The following is a 25039-nucleotide window of genomic DNA, read 5'->3' on the forward strand; positions in this document are numbered from 1 at the left end:
CAAGCGTGCGTACCAGCTCGCCCCGCTTCCCGGTCGCCGCCGTCGACCGGGAAGCGGGCTTCGACGCGTGGGAGCGCCGCGAATCACGACTGTTCGCGGCGCTGCCCTACGTGATGCTGGCTGCGTCGGTGACCATCTCGCTGATTCAGTCCGGCTACCCACAGCGGCTGTGGCTGGTGTTGTCGGTCAGCGCGGTGGCGGCGGGGTGGACGTGGTGGTTCCTCACCGCGCACCCGCGCTGGCGGGACGAACGGCCCGGCCTGATGGCCGTCTATTTCGTCGGCTTCCTCGCGATGACCGCCACGCTGGTGCTGGAGGCACCGTGGTTCGGCATCTACGCATGGGTCGGCTTCGTCCACTCGTTCGAGTGCCTGCGCGGGCCGTGGCGATTTGCCGGTCAGATCGCCACGGCGGTGCTGATGGCGATCACGCAGAGCGGTGGCCAGCTGCCCACCACACCGCGCGCGGCGGCGACGTGGCTGATGCTCGTCGCCGTGAACGCCACCGTGGCCGGGGCGTTCACCTACATCGCGTACATCACGCAAGTCCACAACCGGAAGCGCAAAGAGGCCTTGGTCGAACTCGAAGAGGCCAATGCGAAGCTGGAACGCGCACTGGAGGAGAACGCAGGACTGCACGCCCAGTTGCTGGTGCAAGCACGCGAAGCCGGCATGCTGGACGAGCGGCAGCGGCTGGCCAGCGAGATCCACGACACCCTCGCGCAGGGTTTCACCGGGATCATCACGCAGCTGCAGGCGGCCGAGCAGGCCGCCGACGACCCCGTCCGCTGGCGGCGGCATCTCGACACGGCAGCGGCCCTGGCTCGGGAGAACTTGGCGGAGGCCCGCCGGTCGGTGCAGGCGTTGACACCGCAAGCACTGGACAAGGCCCCGTTGCCGGAAGCCCTGCAGGACCTCACCGAGCGCTGGTCGTCCATCCGTGACACCCAGGTTGCGTTCACCACCACCGGGACACCGCGCCCGATGCATCCGGAGATCGAAGCGACCCTGCTCCGCATCACCCAGGAGGCTCTGTCCAATGTGGACAAGCACGCGCAAGCGGGCCGGGTCGGCGTGACGTTGTCGTACATGGAAGATCAGATCACGCTCGACGTCCGGGACGACGGGATCGGCTTCTCCCCCGACGCCGTCGGCAACAAGGACAGCGACGGCGGATTCGGACTGGCAGGCATGCGGCGCCGCGTGCAGCGGCTGGCCGGCACGGTGAGCATCGAGTCCGAGCCCGGCGCGGGCACCGCCATCTCGGCCAGCCTTCCCGCGCTGGAGTTGACCGCGCCATCGGGCGAGCTGCGCGCACCGGACGGGGTGCTGGCCGTTCCGTCGGAGACCAAGGAGAAGGCCGAGTGACCATCTCGCTGCTGATCGCCGATGACCACCCGATCGTCCGAGACGGATTGCGCGGGATGTTCACCCCGGAGGAAGGCTTCCACGTGGTCGGCGAAGCCGCGAACGGCGCAGAGGCGGTGGCCGCTGCGGAGCGGCTGAGGCCGGATGTGGTGCTGATGGACCTGCGCATGCCGTCGTCGGACGGGGTGTGGGCGATCAAGGAGCTGGCCCGGCTCGGCAATCCCGCCCGCATCCTCGTGCTGACCACCTACGACACCGACTCCGACGTGCTGCCGGCGATCGAAGCGGGCGCCACCGGCTACTTGCTCAAGGACGCTCCACGCGAGGAGCTGTACCGCGGCGTGCGGGCGGCCGCGCGCGGGGAAACCGTGCTTTCCCCGGCGGTGGCCAGCAGGCTCATCGGGCAGATGCGGCAGCCGGAGACCGAGCCGCTGTCGCAGCGGGAGATCGAGGTGTTGCGGCTGGTCGCGCGCGGAGCCACCAACAAGCAGGCGGCGGCGAAGCTGTTCATCAGTGAGGCGACCGTGAAGACGCACCTGCTGCACGTGTACTCGAAGCTGGGCGTCAACGACCGCGCGGCCGCCGTGGCCGTGGCCTTCCAACGCGGCTTGTTGCAGGCGGACTGATCAGGCCGCGGACTTCAACCACACCCGGACCGGCCGCCCGGGGTCAGCGCTCGCGTGGTGGTCGTTGGCGCGTGGGAAGCCCGCTTCGGCGAGCGGATCCATCAGCGCGTCGACATCCTCCGGCGTTCGCACCGTCAGCCGCATGTCGATCACCGCGGGCTGCGGGTCCTCGGGAGACTCGGACATCACCGGCTCGACCCGCTCCGCCCGATCGCCGGCGACGAAGCGAAGCCGTTCGACGAGCCTGCGCATCTGGTACCGCACCGTCGGATTCGGCTTGTGTGCCGGCGGCGGGTCTGCCGGCCTGCGTAGCCGCACGTTGGCCTCGTACGGCACCAGGCGGTCCGCCCACAACGCGTCCACGGCGGCCAGCACCTCGTCCTCCGACCCGCTGTTGTCCAGCCAGACGTCGGCCACTTCGCGGCGTTCTTCGTCCGTAGCCTGCGCCGCGATCCGCGCCCGGGCGTCTTCTTCCGTCATCCCCCGGTTGGCCATGATGCGCTCGACGCGCGTCTGAACGTCCGCGTGCACCACGACGACCAGGTGGTACATCGGCGCCATCGAGTTCTCCACCAGCAGCGGCACGTCGTGCACGATGATCGCTTCCGGCGGCGCTGCCTTGATCAGCTCGGTGGTGCGCTGACCGATCAGCGGGTGCAGGATGCCGTTGAGCCGGTTGCGGGCGTCCGGGTCGGCGAACGCGACCGCCGCCAACGCGGGACGATCCAACGAGCCGTCGTCGGCCAGCACCTGGTCCCCGAACTCCTTGACCACCGCGGCGAGCCCGGGCGTGCCCGGCTCGACGACCTCACGCGCCAAGCGATCCGAGTCGATCAACACCGCTCCGTGCTCGGCCAGGCGGGCCGCCACCGTCGATTTGCCGGCACCGATGCCTCCGGTCAAGCCCACTCGCAGCATGGTGATCATCCAATCACGTGCACCGTTTGTTCGTCGAATACCCGCAACGGACGGATTCGGACCCTTTCCAGCCGGGATTAGATCAAGATGCTGTGACTATTGGGACTGAAGTGAGTGACACGCCGTGCGCTTACCTGCTTATACCGGCGTCTGTATGTACTGTCCGGCACGAAGTGTCGCCCAGATGGAGGACCCATGCGCACGCACTACGTCGGGAAACACCGGCTGGGCACGCCGGGGTTGGTGCACTGCGTCGAGATTCGATCTGTGGCCGATGCTCTCGCGGAATACCGGCGCGGCTGGTTGGCCGCCCTGTTGGTTCCTGCCCGCCACAGCCTGGCCGGACTGCGTCGCCGCGCCAAGGCCGGACGGCTGGCACCCGTGGCCGCGAAAGCGTAGAGGCCCAGGCCGCGTAACGACGGCGAGCCATCAAGCACGAGCGGGGTAGACGAAAGGGCCGGCCCACACCGGGCCGGCCCTTTCGTCATGCCGTGATCAGTTGCCGCCGGACAGCTTCTCCCGCAGCGCGGCCAGCTGGGCGTCGGACGCCAAGGTGCCGCTGCCCTCGTCGGAGCTGCTGCTGTAGCTGCTCTCGCCGGCCTCCGCGTCGCCTGCACCGGCCGCCGCGGCCTCCGCGTTGGCCCTGGCCGCCTCGGCGACCTGCCGCATGTGCGCCTCGTAGCGAGCGTGCGCCTCGGCGTACTGCTTCTCCCACTCCTCGCGCTGGGCCTCGTAACCCGGCTGCCACTCCTGGGTGTCCGGGTCGAAACCCTCGGGGTAGATGTAGTTGCCGTGCTCGTCGTACTCGGCGACCATGCCGTACTGCGTCGGGTCGAACTCGGCGTCCGGGCTGAAGCCCTCGTTGGCCTGCTTCAGCGACAGCGAGATGCGACGACGCTCCAGGTCGATGTCGATGACCTTGACCATGACCTCGCTGTTGACCTGGACGACCTGCTCGGGCAGCTCGACGTGGCGCTCGGCCAGCTCGGAGATGTGCACCAGGCCCTCGATACCGTCCTCGACGCGGACGAACGCGCCGAACGGCACCAGCTTGGTGACCTTGCCCGGCACGATCTGGCCGATCGCGTGGGTACGGGCGAACTGGCGCCACGGGTCCTCCTGCGTCGCCTTCAGCGACAGCGAGACCCGCTCGCGGTCCATGTCGACGTCCAGGACCTCGACGGTGACCTCGTCACCGACCTGCACGACCTCGCTCGGGTGGTCGATGTGCTTCCAGGACAGCTCGGAGACGTGCACCAGGCCGTCCACGCCGCCCAGGTCGACGAACGCACCGAAGTTGACGATGGAGGACACCACGCCCTTGCGGACCTGGCCCTTGGCCAGCGCGTTGAGGAACTCGCTGCGCACCTCGGACTGGGTCTGCTCCAGGTAGGCGCGGCGGGACAGCACCACGTTGTTGCGGTTCTTGTCCAGCTCGATGATCTTCGCCTCGAGCTCGCGGCCGACGTACGGCTGCAGGTCGCGCACCCGGCGCATCTCGACCAGCGACGCGGGCAGGAAGCCCCGCAGGCCGATGTCCAGGATCAGGCCGCCCTTGACGACCTCGATGACGGTGCCGGAGACGGCCTCGTCGCGCTCCTTGAGCTCCTCGATGGTGCCCCAGGCACGCTCGTACTGAGCACGCTTCTTGGACAGGATCAGCCGACCCTCCTTGTCCTCCTTCTGGAGAACGAGGGCCTCGACCTGGTCGCCGACCTTGACCACTTCAGCCGGGTCGACATCGTGCTTGATGGACAGCTCGCGGGAGGGGATCACGCCCTCGGTCTTGTAGCCGATGTCGAGTAGGACCTCGTCGCGGTCGACCTTGACGATGGTGCCTTCGACGATGTCGCCGTCGTTGAAGTACTTGATCGTCTTGTCGATAGCGGCGAGAAAGTCTTCCTCCGACCCGATATCGTTCACGGCGACCTGGGAGGTCTGCTCTTGGTCAGTCGGGGCGGCGGTGGTGTCGGTGGCCATTAGGTGGGTTGCTCCGGTATGGATTGAGTAGTCGTTGTTTCTGTTGGACAAGTCTTGCTGCGCAGCGGCCGACGCGGTAGATATCCAACGCCCTCACAAATGACGGCCGACGGACCACCGCAATTCGGTACGCGGACCTGGAACCCGGCGGACACCGGGTGGCGAGGCAGCGCGAACCCACTGCGCCTGGCCCATCGTACTTGTCCCCGCTACCCCGGCACAAACAGGGTGGGTCACGGATACGATCACCGCGTGAGCGATCCCGACCAGGCCGCCGGCGGCCACGAGAGCGCCGAACGTCTCCTCGGTACGGCGGGTGTGGCGCGCCGTCCCGTCGGCCATGCCGAAGCGGTGGTGGCCAGCCGGGCGTGGTGGGACGCCGACGCCGACGATTACCTCGCCGAGCACGGCGACTTTCTCGGCGATGCCGATTTCGTGTGGTGCCCGGAAGGCTTGCGCGAACAGGACGCACACCTGCTGGGCGATGTCGCCGGGAAACGGGTACTCGAGGTCGGCTGCGGGGCCGCTATGTGTGCACGGTGGCTGACCTCGGTCGGCGCCGACGCGGTGGCGATGGACCTGTCGGGCGGCATGCTGCGGCACGCCGACGAAGCCAACCGGCGGACCGGCCTGAAGCCCCCGCTGGTGCAGGCGGACGCGGCACGTCTGCCGTTCGCGTCCGGCACGTTCGACATCGCCTGTTCCGCTTTCGGCGCGGTGCCGTTCACCCCCGACCTGGACGCGGTCTTCACCGAGGTGGCCCGCGTGCTGCGACCGGCGGGACGCTGGGTGTTCGCGGTGACGCATCCGATGCGCTGGATCTTCCCGGACGACCCGGGCCCGGCTGGTCTGCGCGTCATCAATTCGTATTTCGACCGCACCCCGTATGTGGAGATCGACGCGCAGGGCCAGGCGACGTACGTGGAGTATCACCGCACGCTCGGCGACTACATCCGTGCACTGCGCGGTGCCGGGTTCGTCCTGGACGATCTGGTCGAACCGGAATGGCCGGAGGGTCACGAGCTGGTGTGGGGCCAGTGGGGCCCGGAGCGTGGCGAGTTGTTCCCCGGCACCGCGATCTTCCGTTGCGAGCTGGCCACATGAGCGGTCCGCACAGCGCGGAGATCACGGCCACGCTGGCCGACGGACGGGTCGTGGGTGGGCGGGTGTATCGCCTGGTGCACGGACCGCAGGACCTGCTCAGCGTGTGGAACGCTCGCGTGGTGTGGGACTTCGCCCCGGCGATCGGCGACGCGGGCGCGGCGGGCATGGACGCGGCGCTCAGCGCGCTCGCGGGCTGGCTCCGACGTGAGGTCCCCACCACCGAGCTGTCGGGCGACACGGCCGTTCAGGTCACCTGGCCGAGCCACGACGTCGCTGTCTTCCCGGTCTTGCTGGCGCACGGGCTGGTGCCCACCACGGTGCTGGCGACCCGCCCGCTCGGGCTGTCGACGCTGCATCGCAGCACCGATGTGCGGGTGCGGAAAGCGACCATGAGCGACCTCGACGACGTGGCCAAGCTGGCCGCGGAGGAGATGCGGTTCTCCGCCCAGGTCGTGGGGGCGACACCACGCGACAACGCCGACGAGTTGATCCGGATCAACGCCGAGCGCGCGGTGTACTTCGGCGGGCGGGTGTATCTGGCGGAGCTCGACGGCGTCGCGGTGGGCGTGGCGGTGTGCGGCGTGACCGACCCGGCCGACAGCCCGACGCTGAGCCGCTTCCTGCCCGCGGGCACGTGGGGGTATCTGGGCCAGGTCGCGGTGCAGCCGAACCTCCGTGGGCAGGGGGTCGGGGCCGCGCTGGCCGAAGGCTCCCTTCGGCTGCTCGAGCCGGGTCTGGAGCAGGGCACGTTCCTGTTCTACGACGTGGCCAACCCGCTCTCGTCCGTGTTCTGGCCGCGCCGCGGTTACCGGCCGGTGCAGACGCGCTGGATCTGCCGCCCGGCCGCGAACCTGCGTTGACCCGCCTTCAGTGCGTCCAGGCCCGCGCCTGGCCCACGTAGTGCTCGGTGGTCGGAGCACCCCGGATCGCTCGCTTCACCGCGTCGAGCACCCCGTCGACGATCTCGGTGTGCGTCAGCCAGCGCATCCGGTCACCGTCCCGCACATACCCCAGCAGAACCTGCTGGGTCGGATGCTCCGGCAGCGTCGGTTCCGGGCCCGCCCCGAACCGGTCGTCCGGTGGTGCGTCGAACACCTCCACCACGGGGGCGTCCGGAACCAGCAGCGGCTCGACGGCGTTGAGCACCGAGCGCCGGTACTCGTTGTGCACCCACGCCACCAGCAGGTCCGCCGGGCCGTCCAGCGCGTCGGCGGTATCCCGTACGAGGCGCTCCGGTCGTTCCCAGCGCGCCTGTACCCACAGGGCCCGACCTCGGCCGGGCTCGGCGTAGTCCGGCAGCGGGCTGTAGCGCCTGCTCGGGAGCACCACCAGCCAGCCCTCGTTCACCAAGTGGCCTGCCACGCCCGCCAACATCCCGGTGCCACCCAGCACCAGTGCACGTTTCGGCATGGCCTACCCCCGCATCCGGCGCGCGAACGACATCATCGGCAGCAGAACGGAATGGGGCGTCACGCGACTGGCGCCCGCCAGCGTCTTGGGCACCATGCCGGGCACCACGACCCGCTTGCCTTGTTCCATCGCCGCGATCGATTCCTCGGCCACCCGCTCCACGCTGACTTTTCCCCCTGGAATCGCGACCGCTTCGGCCCCGGCGATCCGCGCCCATTCGGTGTCCACCGGGCCCGGGCACACCGCCGTGCACGAGACGCCACTCCCCCGCAGTTCCTCGTGGATCGCTTCGGACAGGGTCAACACGAACGCCTTGGTCGCCGCGTACGTGGCCATGCCCGGCATGGGTTGGAACGCGGCGAGCGACGCCAGGTTGAGGATCGCACCGCTGCCCCTGGCCACCATGTCGTGCAGGAAGGCGTGGGTCAGTTCGAGCAAGGCCGTCACGTTGACGTCGACCTCTTCCCGCTCACGTTCCAGCGGTAGCCGGGCGAACTGACCGGACGTGCCGAACCCGGCGGAGTTGCACACCCCGCCGACGACCCGTGACCGGGAGCGGATCCGGTCGATCAATTTCGTGCGCTCCTCGGGCACGGCCAGGTCGTGCACCATCACCTCGACGTCGACTCCGTGCGCCGAGTGGAGCTCGTCGGCAAGCTTGCGCATGCGCTCCTCGCGGCGGGCCACGAGCACCAGGTTGTGTCCTCGCTGTGCCAGTTGGCGGGCCAGCTCGGCACCGATGCCGCTGGAAGCTCCGGTCACGACGACGTCGATGTCGTCAGCGGGCGCGGGCAGGCTCATCCGAACACCTCCGTGGTCGTTGCGGCGACACCGCCTGGCGCTCGCCGGGCGTTGCAGCGCGAGGTCGCTTGCAGAGTTACCGCCCCTCTGGTCGCCAAACCTGGCGGTGCCCGTCGGACGTCCGACCATATGTCCGATCTGCGCGTTTCCCTCGCCATGGTTCCATCACCCACGCAGATCCGCACCACCCGTCGGGTCGGCGGGCATCCGATCGGCGGAACCGGTCGGTGGTACGCAGCACGATCCCGGCCCGGCGGACGGCCGGTCGGTCGATGAGCTCCCGGCCCGGCCGGCGGCCGGTCCAGTCGATGAGATCCCGGCCCGGCCGGCGGCCGGGCCGATCACTGAGCAGGGGCGCCCAGCTGATCGGTCGGCACGAGCGGAGCGATGTCCAACCTGGTGATGAGTCCGTCGACGATGTCGAACATGATCCTGGCGAGCGGGCGGCCCCCCGGGGCGAGAACGGCGGCCGGAACGCCGTTGACCACCATCGGGATGGTGACGTCGACGCGGTCGGCGAACAGTCGCGCCTCGCCGGCCACCGCGCGATGCCCGTGAACCGTCACGGCTTCGCCGTCCGGCAACAGCTCCGGCGCGGCCGTCCGGACCACGTCCGGAGCCAGCACGCCGACGAGCGCGTCGATGTCGCCGTCGCGCGCGGCCGCGAGAAAGGCCTCCACGACGCGCCAGTCCGATGTTTGTGCGGTCTCGACGACCGATGCCCCGGCGATCCTCTGCCGGGCACGACTGGCCAGCTTCTTCGCGTTCGTCGGTGTCGTGTCCAGCACGCCGGCGATTTCGTCGAACGGCACCCGGAACAGATCGTGCAGGACGTAGGCGACGCGCTGCGTCGGAGTCAGCTGGTCGAGCAGCACCATCAGGGCCCGCGACACCTGCTCACGCCGCAGGAACTCCTCGTCCGCGGCGAGCTGCTGATCGGCGAGCGCGTCAGCCAGCAGGGGCAGCTCGCCGCGCCGTCGGGAGGCCCGCAGCAGGTCGAGACAGAGTCGCGCGGTCACCGTGGTGAGCCAGCCTGCGGGGTTCTCGATCTCGTCCTGCACGGTGTGCGCGCGCAGCCAGGTGTTCTGTACCGCGTCCTCGGCGTCCTCGAGCGAGCCGAGTATCCGGTGCGCCAGCGACAGCAGCCGAGGGCGCTCCGCCTGGAAAGTGTCGGTCAAGTTCACGGGAGCGGTCACCTTTCGGTCCTGCCAGACGTCATGACGGGCGACCAACACGCAATGACGGTCTCGGCAGAACGGAGGATTCCTTGAGCGTACAGATCAGCAGGCCCGGGGTTGGCCCACGGCAGGTCGGGAGGCACTGATGACCGCGGTGCTACTCCCACTGACGATCGTGTGCATGGTGGCCAACGCGTTCGTCATGGTGGCGGACCTGGCCCGCGCCAAGTTCGTGCTGGCCAACTCGGCCGAGGTCGGTGTCAAGCCCGAGCTGATTCCGTATCTGGGCTTGCTGAAAGCAGCCGGCATAGCGGGCTTGGCCATCGGGCTGGCAGGCATCACACCGCTGGGCGTCGCCGCGGCGGTGGGGCTGGTGTTGTTCTACCTCTGCGCGGTCGACGCCCACGTCCGGGCGTCCGTCTACTACAACATCGCGTTCCCGCTGCTCTACCTGGCGTTGGCCGCGAGCGCGCTGGCGTACTTCCTCGCCGGCTGACCGGCGCACCACCGTGGCTCGCGTCGCGGTCGGCGCGAGCCACGGTCCGCCGTCCTCAGTGCGCGGCGTCGTTCCAGGACCGGCCGAACCCGACCGACACCTCGAGCGGCACGGCCAGCTGGTAGGCCGCACCCATCTGCTCGCGCACCAGCGCCTCGACCTGCTCGTGCTCGCCCGGCGCGACTTCCAGCACCAGCTCGTCGTGCACCTGCAACAGCATCCGGCTGCGCAGTCCCGACTCGGCGAGGCCGCGGTGCACGTTCAGCATGGCCACCTTGATGATGTCGGCCGCGCTGCCCTGGATCGGCGCGTTGAGCGCCATCCGCTGCGCCATTTCGCGGCGCTGCCGGTTGTCGCTGTTCAGGTCCGGCAAGTAGCGGCGGCGACCGAAGATCGTCTCCGTGTACCCGGCCTTGCTCGCCGCCTGCACCACCGACTGCAGGTAGTCCCGCACGCCGCCGAAGCTTTCGAAGTACTCGTCCATCAGCCCCCGCGCCTCCTCGGTGGAGATGCGCAGCTGCTGCGACAAGCCGTACGCGGACAGGCCGTACGCCAGGCCGTAGTTCATCGCCTTGATCTTGGCCCGCTGCTCGGGGGTGACCGCTTCCGGCGCCACGTCGAACACGCGCGCCGCGGTCGCCGCGTGAAAGTCGAAGCCGGACTGGAACGCCTCGATCAGCTTCGCATCGCCGGACAGGTGCGCCATGATCCGCATCTCGATCTGGCTGTAGTCGGCGGTCATCAGCTCGGCGTAGCCCTCACCGACGATGAACGTCTCCCGGATGCGCCTGCCCTCCTCGGTGCGGACCGGGATGTTCTGCAGGTTCGGCTCGGTGGACGACAGCCGTCCGGTCGCCGCGATGGTCTGCTGCAGCGTGGTGTGGATGCGGCCGTCGTCGGCGACCGACCGCAGCAGCCCCTCCACGGTGACCTTCAGCCTGGTGGCGTCCCGGTGCTCCAGCAGGTGTTGCAGGAACGGGTGCTCGGTCTTCTCGTAGAGCGTCTGCAGCGAATCCGCGTCCGTGGTGTAGCCGGTCTTGGTGCGCTTGGTCTTGGGCATGCCCAGTTCGTCGAACAGCACCACCTGCAGCTGCTTCGGCGAGCCGAGGTTGATCTGCTTGCCGATCACCTGGTAGGCGGCCTCGGCGGCGTTCTTCACCCGCTCGCCGTAGTGCGCCTCCAGCGCGGTCAGCTGTTCGACGTCGACCGCGATGCCTGCGCGCTCCAGCTCGTCGATGACCTCGAACAGCGGCATCTCGATGTCCCGCAGCAGTTTGCTGCCGCCGAGCGAGGCCAGCTCGGACTCCAGCGCCTGCGCCAGCTCACCGATGGCCCGCGCGCGCACCAGCTCCGCCTGCACCAGCTCGTGATCGCCACCGGGGCCTTCGTCGTCACCGTCCAGCAGGGACAGCTGGCCCTCTTCGGCGGTTTCGGTGCGCAGCTCGCGCTTGAGATAGCGCAGCACCAGATCGTCCAGCGCGAACGACCGCTGGCCGGGCCGGACCAGGTAGGCCGCCAGCTCGGTGTCCATGTCCAGGCCACGCAACACCCAGCCCCGGGACCGGATCGCGTGCAACGCCGTCTTGGCCGCGTGACTGATCTTGGTCACCGCCCCGTCGGCCAGCCAGGACGCCAGCGCCTGCTCGTCGGACTCGGTCAGCTCGGCCGGGTCGATGTACAGCCCTTCGCCGTCCGGGGTGGCCAGCGTCAGCGACACCAGGTCCGCGTTGATCGACGAGCCCGTCGTGCGCACCGCGAGCGCCACCGGGCCCTTGCCGGCGTGCGCGCCCAGCCAGCCGGCGACCGAACCGGGCTCGGCCTTGCTGCCGCTGACCTCGAAACCCGCCTCCGCCTCCGGCTCGGCCGAGCTGAGCGACTCGAACAAGCGGTCCCGCAGCACGCGGAACTCGAGCTCGTCGAACAGCTGGTGCACCGCGTCCCGGTTCCACGGTCGCACCGCGAGGTCCTTCGGCCCGACCTCGAGCGGCACGTCCCGCACCAGCTCGGTGAGCTGGCGGTTCAACAACACCGACGACAAGTGGTCACGCAGCGCCTGCCCGGCCTTGCCCTTGACCTCGTCGACCCGGTCGACCAGCTCGGACAGCGAGCCGAACTCCTGCAGCCACTTGGAGATCGTCTTCTCCCCCACGCCGGGAATCTTCGGCAGGTTGTCCGACGGGTCGCCGCGCAACGCCGCGAAGTCCGGGTACTGCGTCGGGGTGACGCCGTACTTCTCCTTCACCTTCGCCGGGTCCAGCCGCCACATCTCCGACACGCCCCGGCTCGGGTAGAGCAGCGTGACCTGGTCGTTGACCAGCTGGATGGTGTCCCGGTCACCGGAACAGATCAGCACCTGGAAGCCCTCGCCGGCCGCCTGCGTGGTGAGCGTGGCGATCACGTCGTCGGCCTCGTAGCCCTCCTTGGACAGAAACGGCACGCACAGCGCGGTGAGCACGTCCTCGATCAGGCTGATCTGCCCCTTGAACTCGTCCGGGGACGCGCTGCGGTTGGCCTTGTACTCGCTGTACTGCTCGCTGCGGAACGTCTTGCGGGATACGTCGAAGGCCACCGCGAGGTGAGTCGGCTGCTCGTCGCGCAACAGGTTGATCAGCATCGAGGTGAACCCGAACACCGCGTTGGTGTGCTGACCGGTCTGTGTGGCGAAATTCTCCTTCGGCAGCGCGTAGAACGCTCGATAGGCCATGGAATGGCCGTCGATCAGCAGTAACTTGGGCACGGACGTGTCACTGGTTGCGGTGGCTTCTGCGCGAGGACTCACCTCAGCGAGTCTAGGGTGCAGTACCGACAACGTTCCGAAGTGTCTCGGCGAGCCGAGTGGGAGTCAGGTGTTGAACGATCCAGCGAAGATTGCAGCCCTTTTCCGCGACACGATCGCGCCCGAGTACGCCGAGCAACAGCTCGACGACAAGCTCGGCATCAGCTACGTCGAAGTGTCACCGGAGCGCGTGGTCGCGACCATGCCGGTGAAGGGGAATCTGCAGCCCTACGGCCTGCTGCACGGCGGCGCGAACGCGGCACTGGCGGAGTCGCTCGGCTCGATGTGTGCGGCGCTGAACGCGACGGAAGGGCGGGTTTCGCTGGGGCTCGAGTTGTCCTGCACCCACCACCGGGCGGTCCGGGAGGGAGTCGTCACCGGTGTCGCCACCCCGGTGCACGTCGGTCGGAGCACGGTGACCGTGGCCATCGAGCTGACCGACGAACAGGGGCGGCGTACCTGTACGGCGCGGCTGACCTGCGTGCTGCGGGACAACCCCCAGCGCAAGCAGTGAGCCGCCGGGGGCCTGCAGGCAACCGGCGGCTCACTCGGCCGTCGGGTCGGACCTAGCCGACGCCGAGGTAGGCCTCCTTGACCGACGGGTCGGCCAGCAGTTCCTTACCGGTGCCTGCCTTGACGATCTCGCCGGTCTCCAGCACGTAAGCACGGTGCGACCGCGCCAGCGCCTGCTGCGCATTCTGCTCCACCAGCAGCACGGTCGTGCCCTGCTCGTTGATCTCGGTGATGATCCGGAAGATCTGCTGGATGTACTGCGGCGCAAGCCCCATCGACGGTTCGTCGAGCAGCAGCAGCTTCGGCCGCGCCATCAGCGCGCGTCCGATGGCCAGCATCTGTTGCTCACCGCCGGACATGGTGCCGCCCGCCTGGTCCTTGCGCTCGGCCAGGCGCGGGAACAGCTCGAAGACCCGTTCCAGGTCCTCGGCGATCCCGTCCTTGTCCTTGCGCGCGTAGGCGCCCATGTCCAGGTTCTCCAGCACGGTCATGCCCGGGAAGATCCGGCGACCTTCCGGCGACTGCGCGATGCCTCGTTCGACCCGCTTCTCACCACGCATGCGCGTGATGTCCTCGCCGTTGAAGATGATCTTCCCGCCGGACACCGGGCGGATGCCCGAGATGGCCCGCATCGTGGTGGTCTTGCCCGCACCGTTGGCGCCGATCAACGCGACGATCTCGCCTTCGCCGACGGTGAGGGACAAGTTGTGCACCGCGCGGATCCGGCCGTAGTGGACGGAGACGGAGTCCAGCTCAAGCAACGTCATCGTCAGGCACCCCCAAGTACGCGGCGATGACCGCCTTGTCGTTCCGGATCTCCTCGGGCGTGCCCTCGGCGATCTTCTTGCCGAACTCCAACACCACGATCCGGTCCGTCACACCCATGACCAGACGCATGTCGTGCTCGATGAGCAGCACCGTGAAGCCGTCGTCCCTGATCTTGCGGATGAGCTCCATGAGCTCGTCCTTCTCCGCCGGGTTGAAGCCCGCGGCGGGCTCGTCCAGGCACAACAGCTTCGGCTCGGTGGCCAACGCACGCGCGATCTCCAGCCGTCGCTGATAGCCGTACGGCAGGTTCTTCGCCTTGTCACCCGCCCGGTCGGCGATGCCGACGAACTCCAGCAACGCCATGGCCTTCTCGACCGCCGCCTTCTCCTCGGCGAAGTGCCGGGGAAGCCGCAGCAGGGCGCCGACCACCGACGTCTTGTGCCGGGCGTCGGTGCCGACGACCACGTTCTCCAGCGCGGTCATCTCGTCGAACAGCCGGATGTTCTGGAACGTCCTGGCGATGCCCTTGCGGGTGATCTTGTGCTTGGTCGTCTTCCCGAGCGGCTTGCCCTCCAGCAGCACCTGACCGGACGTCGGCCGGTACACACCGGTCATCGCGTTGAAGCAGGTGGTCTTGCCCGCACCGTTCGGCCCGATCAGGCCGAGGATCTCGCCGCGCTTGATGTCGAACGAGACCCCGTCGAGCGCGACCAGGCCACCGAACCTCATGGTGACGTTGTCCATCTCCAGGAGGGTCTCTCCCTGGCCGACCGCGAACTCGCGGTCGGTCGCCACCACGTCGGCGACCTCGGCTTCGTGCTCGCGCAGTTCCACCTCGGTCATCTGGGCGACCTCGGCGACGATGCCGCCGGGCGCCGGCTCGTTCTTGTTCTTCTCCGTCACTTCGGTGCCCCGCTTCCGCCGTTCATCAAGCCGCCCTTCTCGGCAGACATCGCGGTGTCGCTGCTGACCATCTCACCGCGGCCGACCAATCGCTGATAGGCCTGCCTGCCGTAGGCCAGCAAGCGCTGGCGGGCACCCAGCAGGCCCTGCGGACGGAAGATCATCAGGATGGTCAGCGCCACCCCGAAGATCATGAACTTCCACTCGGCGATGCTCAGGAAGCGCAGCGGCACGTAGGCCACCACGAACGCCCCGAGCAGCACACCGACCTTGTTGCCGGAGCCGCCGAGGATCACCGCGGCCAGGAACAGCACCGAGGTCAGCACGTCGAACTTCTGGTTGTTCATGAAGCCCTGCTGACCGGCGTACAGCGCACCGGAGAGGCCACCGATCGCCGCGCCGATGACGAACGCCCAGATCTTGAACTTGAACGTGGGCACGCCCATCAGCTCGGCGGCGTCCTCGTCGTCGCGGATGGCCACCCAAGCGCGACCGACCCGCGACCGCTCCAGGTTTCCTGCCAGGATCAACACGATGATGATCACCGCGACGCACAGCACGTACCACGGCTTGCCGTCGAAGTTGACGAACAACGGCTCACCGTTCTCCCGCGTCCCGGGCGGGGCGCCGATGTTGGAGAACCCGCGGTTGCCGCGCAGCGCGTCCACGTTGTCGGCAAACAGTCGCACCATCTCGCCGAAGCCCAGCGTCACGATGGCCAGATAGTCACCGCGCAGCCGTAGCGTCGGAGACCCGAGGATGATGCCGAACACCATGGTGATCGCCATCGCCAGCGGAACGGCCGCTAGGTACGGGATCTTCCACAGCGTGGAGTCCGGACTGGTGAACAGCGCCGCGACATACGCGCCGATGGCGAAGAACCCGACATAGCCGAGGTCGAGCAGGCCGGCCTGGCCGACCACCACGTTCAACCCGATCGCGATCAGGCAGTACCGCGCGACGTCGAACATCGCGATGGAGAAGTCGTAACCGGGTTCGGTGGTCAGGATCGGTGGGTTCAGCCACGGCAGTGCGAAGATCAGCACCACAACCGGGATCAAGATCACCCACTGCTGGAAACGGCTCAGGTTGTTCCAGCGCTCGGAGATACTCGTCCGCCAGGGTGCTGTCGGGGGCTTGGCCGTCGACGGAGTCTTGGTCGTGGTCATACCCGTGCCTTCCCGAGCGATTCACCGAGGATGCCTGTCGGCCGGAACATCAGCACCAGCACCAGCAGCACGAACGCCACCACGTCGCGCCATTCCCCACCGAACAGCGCCTGGCCGTGGTTCTCGATGACGCCGAGCAGCAAGCCACCGAGCAGCGCACCGCGCAGATTGCCGATGCCGCCGAGCACGGCCGCGGCGAATGCCTTGATGCCGAGCAGGAATCCGCCGTTGTACTGGGCCCCCTGCGGGATCTTCATCATGTAGAACAGCGCGGCCGCGCCGGCCAACAGGCCGCCGACCACGAACGTCAGCATGATGATGCGCTCCTTGTTGACACCCATCAGCGTGGCCGTCTCCGGATCCTGGGCGACCGCGCGGATACCGCGACCGAACCGGGTCCGGTTGACGAAGGTGTCCGCGACCAGCCACATCAGGATCGACGCGACCACGATGATGATGGTCAGGTTCTGAATCGAGGCGCTGCCGACGGTGAACAGCGTCTCCGGCCGAAGAAGCCGGATCGCCTGTTCGGCATTGCCGCCCCGCCAGAGGAACAGGATCTGCTGCAGCACCAGTGAGGCGCCGATGGCGGTGATCAGAAACGCCAGTCGAGGGGCGCCCCGGTTCCGCAGCGGCCGGTAGGCGACGCGTTCCAGCACCAGTGCCGTGGTGCCGGAGACCAGCATCGCCACCACCACTGCGAGCAACAGGAAGGCGATCAGTTCGCCGGTCGCCAGTTCGGGCGTCGGGCCGGGCCGAAAGCCCAGCAGGAAGAACGTGAACCAGGTGGCGTATGCCCCGTAGATGAAGACCTCGGAGTGCGCGAAGTTCAGCAGCTTCAGCACGCCGTACACCAGGGTGTAGCCCAGTGCGATGAGCGCGTAGATGCTGCCGTACTCAAGGCCACCGATCGTGTTCGCCCAGAACAGGTCGATGAACGTGTCGGTATTGATCCACGAATCTGACTCTTGCGCGAGGATGTGCGCAGAACTAACTACGTGGTGCACTCAAGTACTCATTTTCTCTCGAGCCGGGCTTACTGACCGGGTGTGGTCATTGCCGGGGACTTCCTACCAGAAAGAGTGAGTGGATAGGCAACGAGGGGGAGACAGGCTCACCGGCTCCATCTCCCCCTCGTCATCGTCCTACTTGATCTCGACGTTCCGGACGATCTTGCCGTTCTCCACCTTGTAGGTCCACACGGTGGGCGTCTCGGCAAGCTCGCCCTTGTCGTCCCAACCCAGCTTGTTGCTCAGGCCCTGGGCGTCGTAGTTCTTGATCCACTCCAGCATCTTCTTGCGGTCGGTGTTGCCCGCGTCGATACCGGACAGCAGCACGGTGGCTGCGTCGTAACCCTCGACCGAGTAGGTGCCGGGGTCCTTGTCGAACATGTCGCGGTACTCACCGGCGAACTTGGTGAAGCCCTCACCAGGCACGCACGGGCAGGTGAAGAACGTCTCGGCCGCGGCGTCACCCGCACCCTTGACGTACTCGACGTCCTTCACACCGTCCGGACCCACCAGCTGAGCCTCGACACCGGCGTCGAACAGCTGCTGGGCGAACGGAGCGCCCTCCTGGTAGTAACCGGAGTAGTAGACAGCGTCCGGCTGTGCAGCCTTGATGCTCTGCACGACCGCGCTGAACTCCTTCTGCTTGGTCTTGACCTTCTCGTTGCAGACGACCTTGTCGCCCAGCGCCTCCTTGACCGCCTCGGCCAGGCCGATGCCGTACTCGGAGTCGTCCTGAACCACGCAGACCTTCTCCGCGCCGAGGTTCTCGGTCAGGAACTTGGCCGCCGCCGGGCCCTGCGCGTTGTCGTTGCCCAGGCCGCGGAAGAACGTCTTCCAGCCGTTCTCGGCCAGCGCCGGGTTGGTCGCCGACGGGGAGATCTGCGGCAGGCCCGCCTTGTCGAAGATGTTGCCCGCGGCCTTCGACTCACCGGAGAACGGCAGGCCGACGACACCCACGATCTCCTTGGTGTTGACCATCTGGGTGACGATGCCGGGCGCCTTCTCCGGAACACCCTCGGTCTCGAACTCCTTGAGCTCGACCTGACAGTCCTTGTTGGCGTCGTTGTGCTTCTTCACCGCCAGCTTGACGCCGTTCAGGATGTTCTGACCCAGCGCGGCGTTCTCACCGTTGATGGTGCCCGCGTAAGCGATGGCGACGTTGCTGCACTTGGCGTTACCGTCTCCTTCAGGCTTGTGAGCGTTCGCCGGCTCGGCGGGCGCGTCGGCTTGTGGCTCGTTCCCCGCGCTTCCACCTTGGTCGGTTCGCGCCTCACAAGCACTGAGAGCCAGTGACGCGGCCGCCGCCAGCACCAGAGCTGCGGTAATCCGTGCTCTTGCCACTTCTTCCTCCATGTCGTATGGGGTCGTCGCCAACGCGCGACCCACCCCCTGGGAATCGGACCCGGTGGGTGAACCTAACTGCCGTCCCCGCTGCTTGCCCAGGCACGGAGCGTGCCTGTATCCACATCGTGACGGTTTGCAGAGAACGTTATAGCCACTCGTACTCCGCGCGGCCAACATTCAACAACAACCATGACTCAGAGCGACGACAATCTGCGCAAAAAGGTCGCTTCGGGCGCTCCACTAGCCCATTTGGCCGCTGTTGATCTCTAGTGCAACCGTCGGCCGACATTGGCCATCGCGGCAGCACCTTAGTTGGTGTCGCGCGTGACGGCACGCATTGGCAACAAGATTTGCCAACGCCGTAACAAGAACAAAGGCGCTGGCTACGCGTTGATGCTGTCCACCACAGCCTGCGCCACCGACTTCATCGTGGTCCGCCGGTCCATCGCGGTGCGCTGGATCCAGCGGAACGCCTCCGGCTCGGTCAGGCCCTGCGTGGTCATCAGCAGACCTTTGGCGCGGTCGACGATCTTGCGGGTCTCCAGCCGGTCGGTCAGGTCGGCGACCTCCGACTCGAGCGCCTGGAGCTCGGCGAACCGGCTGACCGCGAGTTCGACGGCGGGCACCAGGTCCCGCTTGGCGAACGGCTTCACCAGGTAGGCCATCGTGCCCGCGTCCCTGGCCCGCTCGACCAGCTCCCGCTGGCTGAACGCGGTCAGGATGACCACCGGGGCGATGCGCTCGCCGGTGATCTTCGACGCGGCCTCGATGCCGTCCATCTTGGGCATCTTCACGTCCAGGATGACCAGGTCCGGCTTCAGCTGTGCGGCCAGCTCGACGGCCTGCTCGCCGTCCGCGGCCTCGCCCACCACCTCGTAGCCTTCCTCGCGCAGCATCTCGGCCAGGTCGAGCCTGATCAGCGCCTCGTCCTCGGCGATGAGAACGCGACGCTTCTGCTCGGCCCTGTCCTGGGCGGTGGCCGTCTCGGTCACCGAGACCTCCTGGGTGCTCGCTTGATCTCGCTGGTAGCGGCACCAGACTAGCGAGGGGCGAGACCGGGCCGCAGCAAATGCCCGCGAACCGGGACAAGCGTCACGGGAACCGACCCGATCGGGCACCGGCGAGCCGCAAGCCGGGTGGATCGAACGCGCGCGCAGGCACACGAGGAAGGCATTCCGGGCCGCACGACCGCGACGGCGGGCCATCCCTTAAGATCGTGCGTGTCCGCCCCCGTAGCCCAATTGGCAGAGGCAACGGATTCAAAACCCGTCCAGTGTGAGTTCGAGTCTCACCGGGGGCACTCTTGTCGATCACGACCGACCTGGGCTCGTACCAGCACAAACCGCGCACTTCCCGTACCGGGGGGTGCGCGGTTTCGCGCTTCGTGAGCAGGTAGCCGCTGGGATCGCAACCCCGGCCACGCGACACGACGCCGCGGAGACTGCCACTTGCTGAGTGGCCTACCCGGCCACCCGCTGCTAACCCGGCCGGCCCCACGCTATGTCGTCGACCGCGAGGAACGGTTCGTCCACCACCGCGGCGGGTGTGCGTCCGGTGAATGCAACGACCTCCCGGTGCAGGTGGGACTGGTCCACGTAACCGCACTCGGCCGCCACCGTGGCTGGCGAGCGGCCGGCCACCAACTGGTGCACGGCGTGATCGAACCGAACGAGGGTGGCCGCGCGCTTCGGCGGAATTCCGAGCTGGGACTGGAAGCGCGCCCACAACCGTTTGCGGCTCCAGCCCACTTCGGCGGCCAGGGGCTCGACGCGAGTTCGGCCGCGGCTTGCGCGGATGCGCCGCCACACCCAGGCGACCTCGGGGTCGACTCGGCCGGTCAGCTTGCTCGCCAGCCAGTGCTCCATCCACGCGAAGCGGTCCTGCCAGTCGTCCAGGTCGGCCAGGCGGCCGCTGACGAGCGCAGCTTCCGAACCCAGCACATCATCTGCGTCGACCACCCCGGACAGTTCGGCAACTGCCGGACCGAGGAGCGCATGCGCGACAACCGGAACCAACCGAACCTGCAAACACCGGAACGCCATCGCGCGGCGCGCACGCATCACTTCGCCGAATCCCATGCCGGTGACGAAGCTGCCGCGATGACATCGCCCGGCCGCGTCGTCCACCGCGATGTCACCGTCGAAGATCACGATCAACGTCACCGCGGGGTGCGGGATCAACCGCAGGTCATAGCGCGCGACGCCGGTATCGGTGAATCCGGCCATCGCCGCACCGGGAAGTTCGCTCGGACGCGTCGGCGCTGCCACGTCCCACAGCAGGGATGACTGGCGGCCGGACACAGGCCCCATGCTACGGAACATTTGTCCAAGCCAACTCCGCGCTGCACCCGGCACGCTGGGCGGCATGACCGCTCAACATCCCGGACTCCACGTGCTCCACGATGGCCCTGACAGCGCCCCGACGATGGTGCTGATTCACGGCACAGCAGCGTCGTCGCGAACGTGGGACGCGCTGGTGCCCCACCTGTCGACGTCCCACCACGTCGTGCGCGTCGATCTCCCCGGCTGCGGACAGTCACCGAAATCAATCGCGACCTCGTACGCACTCGCTGAGCAAGCTCGCCGGCTGGCGGCGACACTGGATCAGATCGGCGTCACGAACGCCACGGTCGTCGGGCATTCCAGCGGCGGCGCGGTGGCCACTGCCCTGCTCGAACAGCGCCGCGACCTCGTGCACTCGGTGGCTCTGATCAACACCGGACCGCACATGGGAGCGTTCGTCGGACCCGACAGCAACATCGGGCCGGTGACTCCGGAAGGCCTCAGCGACGACCAGCTGCGCTTGTTTCTCAGCTCGGCGTTCGGTCCGGGTTTCGCCGTCCCGCAAGCGGTGATCGACGAGGCACGAAACGTCGACTTCGAGGTGTTCGCCGCGACCTCCCACGCAATCCAGGCGTATCTCGACGAACGCGCTCTTCCCGACCGGCTGGCCTCGCTGCAGACACCGGTGCTGGTGATCTTCGGCGCGGAGGATCAGCGATGGCGCCCGGAATCGGCTGAGGACTACCGGGCCGTGCCGGGCGCGGTGATCGAGATGCTCCCGGGCGTCGGACACTCGCCGATCATCGAAGCCCCGGAGCGAACGGCCACCCTCCTGCAAGCGTTCACCAGCTAGCTGCGCGCCCGCCTCAGAGGTTCTGGGCGACCATCCACAAGTGACCCCATGGGTCGGCGAACCGTCCGGCGCGCTGGCCGTAGTCCCAGTCCTGGATCGGGAAAACGACCGTGCCGCCTGCTTCGGTCAGCCGCGCACCGGCGCTGTCGGCGTCGGTGACTTCGACGGCCATCACCACCGGGCTTCCGCCCAGCGTTGCCGGCGACGGGTCGTGGTCGTCCTCGTCCTTGACCGCGACCAGGGTCTCCCCGATGCGCAGCATGGCGTGGACGATCTTGCCGTCCGGCCGACCGGTGTCGGTATGCCGCTCGAGTTCCTCGGCGCCGAATGCCTTGCCGTACAGCTCGATCGCGGCCTTCGCGTCGCCGACGACCAGTCGTGGATAGACAGCGGTGATAGTGCTCATGGGCTCATCGTGCGCCGGTCGCCGAGCCGTGTCTTGGACAAACCGGAACCGTCAGGGCGAGGCAGGCGCGGGCACGACGCCGTCCTCGACCAGCCCCCGCATGACCGCCGCCCCGACGGTTTGTACTGCCGACAGCGGACGGATCATCACCGTGAACGTCCCGATGCGCCCCTGGTCGTCCAGCTGGATCAGATCGATGCCGTCGACGAGCTTGCCGTCGACGGTGGTCCGGAACCGCAGGATGTGCGACTCGGCCTGCTCCCCGTCCAGGCCGAGCTGGTCGGTACCCAAGTAGGAGCCGACGTAGCGGAAGTCCTCGAAGGTCCTGGCCAGCACCCGGAACAGGGCCGACACCTGCTCGATGCCTTCGAACGGGGTGAACTTCACCGGGCTGTGGAACGTGATGTCGGGGGCGAACTCCCGCAGCGCCCGTTCGAAGTCACCGGATTCGATCGCGTCCCGGAAGCGCTGCACTGAGTCCATGGGCTTCTCCTTCAGATCGTTGCGGCCAGCCGTGTGCCCTGGTCGATGGCCCGCTTCGCGTCCAGCTCAGCGGCGACGTCCGCGCCACCGATGACATACGTGACGACGCCTCGCTCGATGAGCTCGTCGGCCACGTCCCGTTGCGACTCCTGACCCGCGCAAATCACCACGTTGTCCACGTCGAGTACCCGGGTGAGGCGATGGTCTTTGCCGTACGCGATGTGCAGGCCCTCGTCGTCGATGCGCCGGTAGGCCACCCCGGTGATCTCCTCGACGCCCTTGGCCTTCAGCGCGGCGCGGTGCACCCAACCGGTCGTCTTGCCGAGCCCCTTGCCGATCTTCGACGTCTTGCGCTGCAGCAGGTACACCTTCCGGCTCGGTGGCTCCGGCGCGGGCTCGGTCAGCCCACCGCGCACCCGAGCCGGGTCCGCCACTCCCCACTCGCGTTGCCATGCCGCGAGGTCCAGCGACGGTGACCGGTCATGGGTGAGGAACTCGGACACGTCGACACCGATCCCGCCGGCGCCGATGACGGCGACTTTGCGGCCGACCGGCTTGCCGTGCCGCACGACGTCGACGTACGACAACACCGACGGGTGGTCGATGCCTTCGATGTCAGGCACCCGCGGGACCACCCCGGTCGCCACGACGACCTCGTCGAAGTGTTCTGCCATCAGTTGTTCGGCCGTGACCCGGACGCCGAGATGCAGCTTGACGCCGGTGAGCTCGATGCGCCGGTTGAAGTACCGGATCGTCTCGGCGAACTCTTCCTTGCCCGGGATGCGACTGGCGATGTCGAACTGGCCGCCGATCTCGTCGGCCGCTTCGAACAGGTCGACGTCGTGCCCGCGCTCGGCCAGCGTGGTCGCCGCGGCCAGACCCGCGGGCCCGGCGCCGACGACGGCGATCCGCTTGGCCCGGCGCGTGGGCAGCAGCCGCAGCGTCGTCTCGTTGCCGGCGCGCGGATTGACCAGACACGAAGCCGGCTTCATCGAGAACGTGTGGTCCAGGCATGCCTGGTTGCACGCGATGCACGTGTTGATCTCGTCGGTGCGGCCGGTCTGCGCCTTGCGCACCCAGTCCGGGTCGGCCAGCAGCGGCCGGGCCAGCGACACCAGGTCGGCGTCACCGCGGGCCAGCACCTCCTCGGCGACCTGCGGCATGTTGATCCGGTTCGACGTGATGACCGGGATCGAGACGTGCGGCTTGAGCTTCGCGGTGACCTGCGTGAACGCCGCTCGCGGCACCGAGGTCACGATGGTCGGCACCCGCGCCTCGTGCCAGCCGATGCCGGTGTTGATCAAGGTCGCGCCCGCTCGTTCCACGGCCTCGGCCAGCGCCACGACTTCGTCCCAGGTCTGGCCGTCCGGCACCAGGTCCAGCATCGACAAGCGGTAGACGATGATGAAGTCCGGCCCGACGCGTTGCCGGACGGCTCGCACGATCTCCACCGCGAAGCGCCTGCGGTTCTCCGCGGAGCCGCCCCAGCGATCGGTGCGCTTGTTGGTGCGTGGCGCCAGGAACTGGTTGATGAGATAGCCCTCGGAGCCCATGATCTCGACGCCGTCGTAGCCCGCCTCGCGCGCCAGCATCGCCGCCCGGGCGAAGTCGTCGATCGTCTTGCGAATCGTGCGGTCGCTCATCGCGCGCGGCTCGAACGGGTTGATCGGGGCCTTGACGGCCGACGCCGACACCGACAGTGGGTGGTAGGCGTAGCGCCCGGCGTGCAGCAGCTGCAGAGCGATCTTGCCGCCGTTGTCGTGCACCGCGTCGGTGACGATCTTGTGCTTGCGGGCCTCGGTGTACGTGGTCATCTTCGACGCGAACGGATACAGCCAGCCCGTCTTGTTGGGTGCGAAGCCGCCCGTGACGATGAGCGCGGCACCGCCCCTGGCCCGCTCGGCGAAGTACTCCGCCCACGCCGGGAACCGGCTGAACCGGTCCTCGAGTCCGACGTGCATCGAGCCCATCACCACGCGGTTGGGCAACGTGGTGAAGCCCAGGTCGAGCGGCCGCAGCAGGTTCGGGTACTCACTCATCGCCGGGTGTCCTTTCGCAGTCCTTGCGCATTGCCGCCAGCACCTCGTCACACCACTCGAGGGAGCCTTGCTCGGACCGGATGCCTGCGCGCAACACGAGGTATTGGTGGAGCCGTTGGCCGGACAGATTGCTCGGGTCCGGAAAGTCGCGCTTCTCGATGGCCAGGTAGACGTCCAGCCGCTCGGCATGCCGGTCGCGGTGCCGGGCGACTTGCTCCATGACCTTGTCGACGTCGCCCATCGACGCGCCCCGCACTTTGACCGCCAGGTCGTTACGCAGCGGGGCCGGTTCGTCCTCCTCGGCCAACCAGCGACGCAGTTCCGCTCGGCCCGCCGCGCCGACGCGGTACACCTTCTTGTCGGGCCTGCCCTGCTGCGTCACCGCCTGGACGTCGACCCAGCCGAGGTCGACCATGCGCTTGAGCGTGCGGTAGATCTGCTGGTGGCTGGCCGCCCAGAAGTATCCGATCGACTTGTCGAACCGGCGGGCCAGTTCGTAGCCGGTACCCGACTTCTCCTGCAACGACACCAAGATCGCATGCTCGAGCGCCATGCGAGCACGTTAATATGCAACACAACGCAGTGCAACATGTTGCATATGTCGGCGAGCGGC

At 67.9% G+C, this 25039-nt stretch carries 25 protein-coding genes and 1 tRNA gene; 9 read left to right on the top strand and 17 right to left on the bottom strand.

What is annotated here, in order from left to right; all coding sequences use genetic code 11:
• Positions 1-5 precede the first annotated feature (5 nt).
• Positions 6-1367, top strand: coding sequence for a sensor histidine kinase (locus YWM_RS23710; RefSeq protein ID WP_245566043.1), 1362 nt, complete (start codon positions 6-8; stop codon positions 1365-1367).
• Positions 1364-1993 (top strand): response regulator, encoded by a 630-nt coding sequence (locus YWM_RS0114150; RefSeq protein WP_028851279.1) that lies wholly within the window; start codon positions 1364-1366, stop codon positions 1991-1993. The genes YWM_RS23710 and YWM_RS0114150 overlap by 4 nt, the downstream gene beginning before the upstream one ends.
• On the opposite strand, the gene coaE is transcribed toward YWM_RS0114150, so the two are convergent.
• Complete coding sequence (gene coaE, locus YWM_RS23715; protein ID WP_425426556.1) at positions 1994-2902, bottom strand: dephospho-CoA kinase; 909 nt, start codon at positions 2900-2902, stop codon at positions 1994-1996.
• 204 nt (positions 2903-3106) lie between these two features.
• On the opposite strand from coaE, the gene YWM_RS0114160 reads away from it, so the two are divergent.
• Complete coding sequence (locus YWM_RS0114160) at positions 3107-3310, top strand: hypothetical protein (RefSeq protein ID WP_028851280.1); 204 nt, start codon at positions 3107-3109, stop codon at positions 3308-3310.
• 96 nt (positions 3311-3406) lie between these two features.
• Here the strand turns inward: YWM_RS0114160 and rpsA are convergent, their stop codons facing one another.
• A complete protein-coding gene (gene rpsA, locus YWM_RS0114165) occupies positions 3407-4891 on the bottom strand; it encodes a 30S ribosomal protein S1 (RefSeq protein WP_028851281.1) in 1485 nt (494 codons plus the stop codon).
• A gap of 252 nt (positions 4892-5143) precedes the next feature.
• Between rpsA and YWM_RS0114170 the strand changes: the two genes are divergently transcribed.
• Both YWM_RS0114170 and YWM_RS23720 read left to right on the top strand, forming a co-directional pair.
• A complete protein-coding gene (locus YWM_RS0114170) occupies positions 5144-5995 on the top strand; it encodes a class I SAM-dependent methyltransferase (RefSeq protein WP_028851282.1) in 852 nt (283 codons plus the stop codon).
• Positions 5992-6855, top strand: coding sequence for a GNAT family N-acetyltransferase (locus tag YWM_RS23720; protein ID WP_052344901.1), 864 nt, complete (start codon positions 5992-5994; stop codon positions 6853-6855). The genes YWM_RS0114170 and YWM_RS23720 overlap by 4 nt, the downstream gene beginning before the upstream one ends.
• 7 nt (positions 6856-6862) lie before the next feature.
• Here YWM_RS23720 and YWM_RS23725 read toward each other — a convergent pair whose 3' ends face one another.
• From YWM_RS23725 to YWM_RS0114190, 3 genes are all read right to left on the bottom strand, one after another.
• A complete protein-coding gene (locus YWM_RS23725; protein WP_052344902.1) occupies positions 6863-7405 on the bottom strand; it encodes a Rossmann-fold NAD(P)-binding domain-containing protein in 543 nt (180 codons plus the stop codon).
• Positions 7406-7408: 3 nt separating this feature from the next.
• On the bottom strand, positions 7409-8206 hold the full coding sequence (locus tag YWM_RS0114185; protein WP_028851283.1) for an SDR family NAD(P)-dependent oxidoreductase: 798 nt from the start codon (positions 8204-8206) through the stop codon (positions 7409-7411).
• Positions 8207-8547: 341 nt separating this feature from the next.
• Entirely contained in the window at positions 8548-9390 is an 843-nt protein-coding gene (locus tag YWM_RS0114190; RefSeq protein ID WP_028851284.1) for a sigma-70 family RNA polymerase sigma factor, read from the bottom strand.
• A gap of 139 nt (positions 9391-9529) precedes the next feature.
• Here YWM_RS0114190 and YWM_RS0114195 point away from each other — a divergent pair, with 139 nt between their 5' ends.
• Positions 9530-9880 carry a DoxX family protein gene (locus tag YWM_RS0114195; RefSeq protein ID WP_028851285.1) on the top strand — a complete coding sequence of 117 codons (351 nt, stop codon included), beginning with the start codon at positions 9530-9532 and terminating at the stop codon, positions 9878-9880.
• A 55-nt stretch (positions 9881-9935) separates the two neighbouring features.
• On the opposite strand, the gene polA is transcribed toward YWM_RS0114195, so the two are convergent.
• Positions 9936-12659 carry a DNA polymerase I gene (polA, locus tag YWM_RS0114200; protein ID WP_028851286.1) on the bottom strand — a complete coding sequence of 908 codons (2724 nt, stop codon included), beginning with the start codon at positions 12657-12659 and terminating at the stop codon, positions 9936-9938.
• 70 nt (positions 12660-12729) lie between these two features.
• On the opposite strand from polA, the gene YWM_RS0114205 reads away from it, so the two are divergent.
• Positions 12730-13170: a PaaI family thioesterase gene (locus YWM_RS0114205; RefSeq protein ID WP_425426557.1), complete on the top strand. Its 441-nt coding sequence runs from the start codon at positions 12730-12732 to the stop codon at positions 13168-13170.
• A 52-nt stretch (positions 13171-13222) separates the two neighbouring features.
• Here YWM_RS0114205 and YWM_RS0114210 read toward each other — a convergent pair whose 3' ends face one another.
• The 6 genes from YWM_RS0114210 to YWM_RS0114235 form a co-directional block, all read right to left on the bottom strand.
• On the bottom strand, positions 13223-13936 hold the full coding sequence (locus tag YWM_RS0114210; RefSeq protein ID WP_028851288.1) for an ABC transporter ATP-binding protein: 714 nt from the start codon (positions 13934-13936) through the stop codon (positions 13223-13225).
• A complete protein-coding gene (locus YWM_RS0114215) occupies positions 13923-14780 on the bottom strand; it encodes an ABC transporter ATP-binding protein (protein ID WP_084612416.1) in 858 nt (285 codons plus the stop codon). The genes YWM_RS0114210 and YWM_RS0114215 overlap by 14 nt, the downstream gene beginning before the upstream one ends.
• A 56-nt stretch (positions 14781-14836) precedes the next feature.
• Positions 14837-16009, bottom strand: a complete 1173-nt coding sequence (locus tag YWM_RS0114220; protein WP_028851290.1) for a branched-chain amino acid ABC transporter permease — start codon at positions 16007-16009, stop codon at positions 14837-14839.
• Positions 16006-17016, bottom strand: a complete 1011-nt coding sequence (locus tag YWM_RS0114225; RefSeq protein WP_043661122.1) for a branched-chain amino acid ABC transporter permease — start codon at positions 17014-17016, stop codon at positions 16006-16008. Before YWM_RS0114225 ends, YWM_RS0114220 begins: the two co-directional genes overlap by 4 nt.
• 138 nt (positions 17017-17154) lie before the next feature.
• Positions 17155-18330 (bottom strand): branched-chain amino acid ABC transporter substrate-binding protein, encoded by a 1176-nt coding sequence (locus YWM_RS0114230; protein ID WP_052344904.1) that lies wholly within the window; start codon positions 18328-18330, stop codon positions 17155-17157.
• Between the two features lie 416 nt (positions 18331-18746).
• The gene (locus YWM_RS0114235) at positions 18747-19355 is read right to left on the bottom strand and encodes an ANTAR domain-containing response regulator (protein ID WP_028851293.1); all 609 of its coding nucleotides are present in this window, start codon (positions 19353-19355) and stop codon (positions 18747-18749) included.
• Between the two features lie 234 nt (positions 19356-19589).
• On the opposite strand from YWM_RS0114235, the gene YWM_RS0114240 reads away from it, so the two are divergent.
• Positions 19590-19663: transfer RNA gene (locus YWM_RS0114240), tRNA-Leu, on the top strand.
• Positions 19664-19841: 178 nt separating this feature from the next.
• On the opposite strand, the gene YWM_RS0114245 is transcribed toward YWM_RS0114240, so the two are convergent.
• A complete protein-coding gene (locus YWM_RS0114245; RefSeq protein WP_245566044.1) occupies positions 19842-20663 on the bottom strand; it encodes an AraC family transcriptional regulator in 822 nt (273 codons plus the stop codon).
• A gap of 64 nt (positions 20664-20727) precedes the next feature.
• Between YWM_RS0114245 and YWM_RS0114250 the strand changes: the two genes are divergently transcribed.
• Positions 20728-21498, top strand: coding sequence for an alpha/beta fold hydrolase (locus tag YWM_RS0114250; protein WP_043661124.1), 771 nt, complete (start codon positions 20728-20730; stop codon positions 21496-21498).
• 13 nt (positions 21499-21511) lie between these two features.
• Here YWM_RS0114250 and YWM_RS23730 read toward each other — a convergent pair whose 3' ends face one another.
• Genes YWM_RS23730 through YWM_RS0114270 form a run of 4 tightly spaced genes read right to left on the bottom strand, consistent with a single transcriptional unit; the run spans position 21512 to position 24979 of the window.
• The gene (locus tag YWM_RS23730) at positions 21512-21904 is read right to left on the bottom strand and encodes a VOC family protein (RefSeq protein ID WP_043661141.1); all 393 of its coding nucleotides are present in this window, start codon (positions 21902-21904) and stop codon (positions 21512-21514) included.
• A 51-nt stretch (positions 21905-21955) separates the two neighbouring features.
• The gene (locus YWM_RS0114260) at positions 21956-22387 is read right to left on the bottom strand and encodes a nuclear transport factor 2 family protein (protein WP_028851296.1); all 432 of its coding nucleotides are present in this window, start codon (positions 22385-22387) and stop codon (positions 21956-21958) included.
• 11 nt (positions 22388-22398) lie between these two features.
• Positions 22399-24426 carry an NADPH-dependent 2,4-dienoyl-CoA reductase gene (locus YWM_RS0114265; protein WP_028851297.1) on the bottom strand — a complete coding sequence of 676 codons (2028 nt, stop codon included), beginning with the start codon at positions 24424-24426 and terminating at the stop codon, positions 22399-22401.
• On the bottom strand, positions 24419-24979 hold the full coding sequence (locus YWM_RS0114270; RefSeq protein ID WP_028851298.1) for a PadR family transcriptional regulator: 561 nt from the start codon (positions 24977-24979) through the stop codon (positions 24419-24421). The genes YWM_RS0114265 and YWM_RS0114270 overlap by 8 nt, the downstream gene beginning before the upstream one ends.
• Positions 24980-25039: the final 60 nt, after the last annotated feature.

Source organism: Thermocrispum municipale DSM 44069 (genome assembly GCF_000427825.1).
GTDB classification, from domain to species: Bacteria; Actinomycetota; Actinomycetes; order Mycobacteriales; family Pseudonocardiaceae; genus Thermocrispum; species Thermocrispum municipale.

Bases quoted from the DNA above. Each gene is read 5' to 3' on its own strand.
- YWM_RS0114160 (WP_028851280.1), top strand. From the start codon at position 3,107: ATGCGCACGCACTACGTCGGGAAACACCGGCTGGGCACGCCGGGGTTG.
- rpsA (WP_028851281.1), bottom strand. From the start codon at position 4,891: ATGGCCACCGACACCACCGCCGCCCCGACTGACCAAGAGCAGACCTCC.
- YWM_RS23720 (WP_052344901.1), top strand. From the start codon at position 5,992: ATGAGCGGTCCGCACAGCGCGGAGATCACGGCCACGCTGGCCGACGGA.
- YWM_RS23725 (WP_052344902.1), bottom strand. From the start codon at position 7,405: ATGCCGAAACGTGCACTGGTGCTGGGTGGCACCGGGATGTTGGCGGGC.
- YWM_RS0114185 (WP_028851283.1), bottom strand. From the start codon at position 8,206: ATGAGCCTGCCCGCGCCCGCTGACGACATCGACGTCGTCGTGACCGGA.
- YWM_RS0114195 (WP_028851285.1), top strand. From the start codon at position 9,530: ATGACCGCGGTGCTACTCCCACTGACGATCGTGTGCATGGTGGCCAAC.
- YWM_RS0114210 (WP_028851288.1), bottom strand. From the start codon at position 13,936: ATGACGTTGCTTGAGCTGGACTCCGTCTCCGTCCACTACGGCCGGATC.
- YWM_RS0114215 (WP_084612416.1), bottom strand. From the start codon at position 14,780: ATGACCGAGGTGGAACTGCGCGAGCACGAAGCCGAGGTCGCCGACGTG.
- YWM_RS0114220 (WP_028851290.1), bottom strand. From the start codon at position 16,009: ATGACCACGACCAAGACTCCGTCGACGGCCAAGCCCCCGACAGCACCC.
- YWM_RS0114250 (WP_043661124.1), top strand. From the start codon at position 20,728: ATGACCGCTCAACATCCCGGACTCCACGTGCTCCACGATGGCCCTGAC.
- YWM_RS23730 (WP_043661141.1), bottom strand. From the start codon at position 21,904: ATGAGCACTATCACCGCTGTCTATCCACGACTGGTCGTCGGCGACGCG.
- YWM_RS0114260 (WP_028851296.1), bottom strand. From the start codon at position 22,387: ATGGACTCAGTGCAGCGCTTCCGGGACGCGATCGAATCCGGTGACTTC.
- YWM_RS0114265 (WP_028851297.1), bottom strand. From the start codon at position 24,426: ATGAGTGAGTACCCGAACCTGCTGCGGCCGCTCGACCTGGGCTTCACC.
- YWM_RS0114270 (WP_028851298.1), bottom strand. From the start codon at position 24,979: ATGGCGCTCGAGCATGCGATCTTGGTGTCGTTGCAGGAGAAGTCGGGT.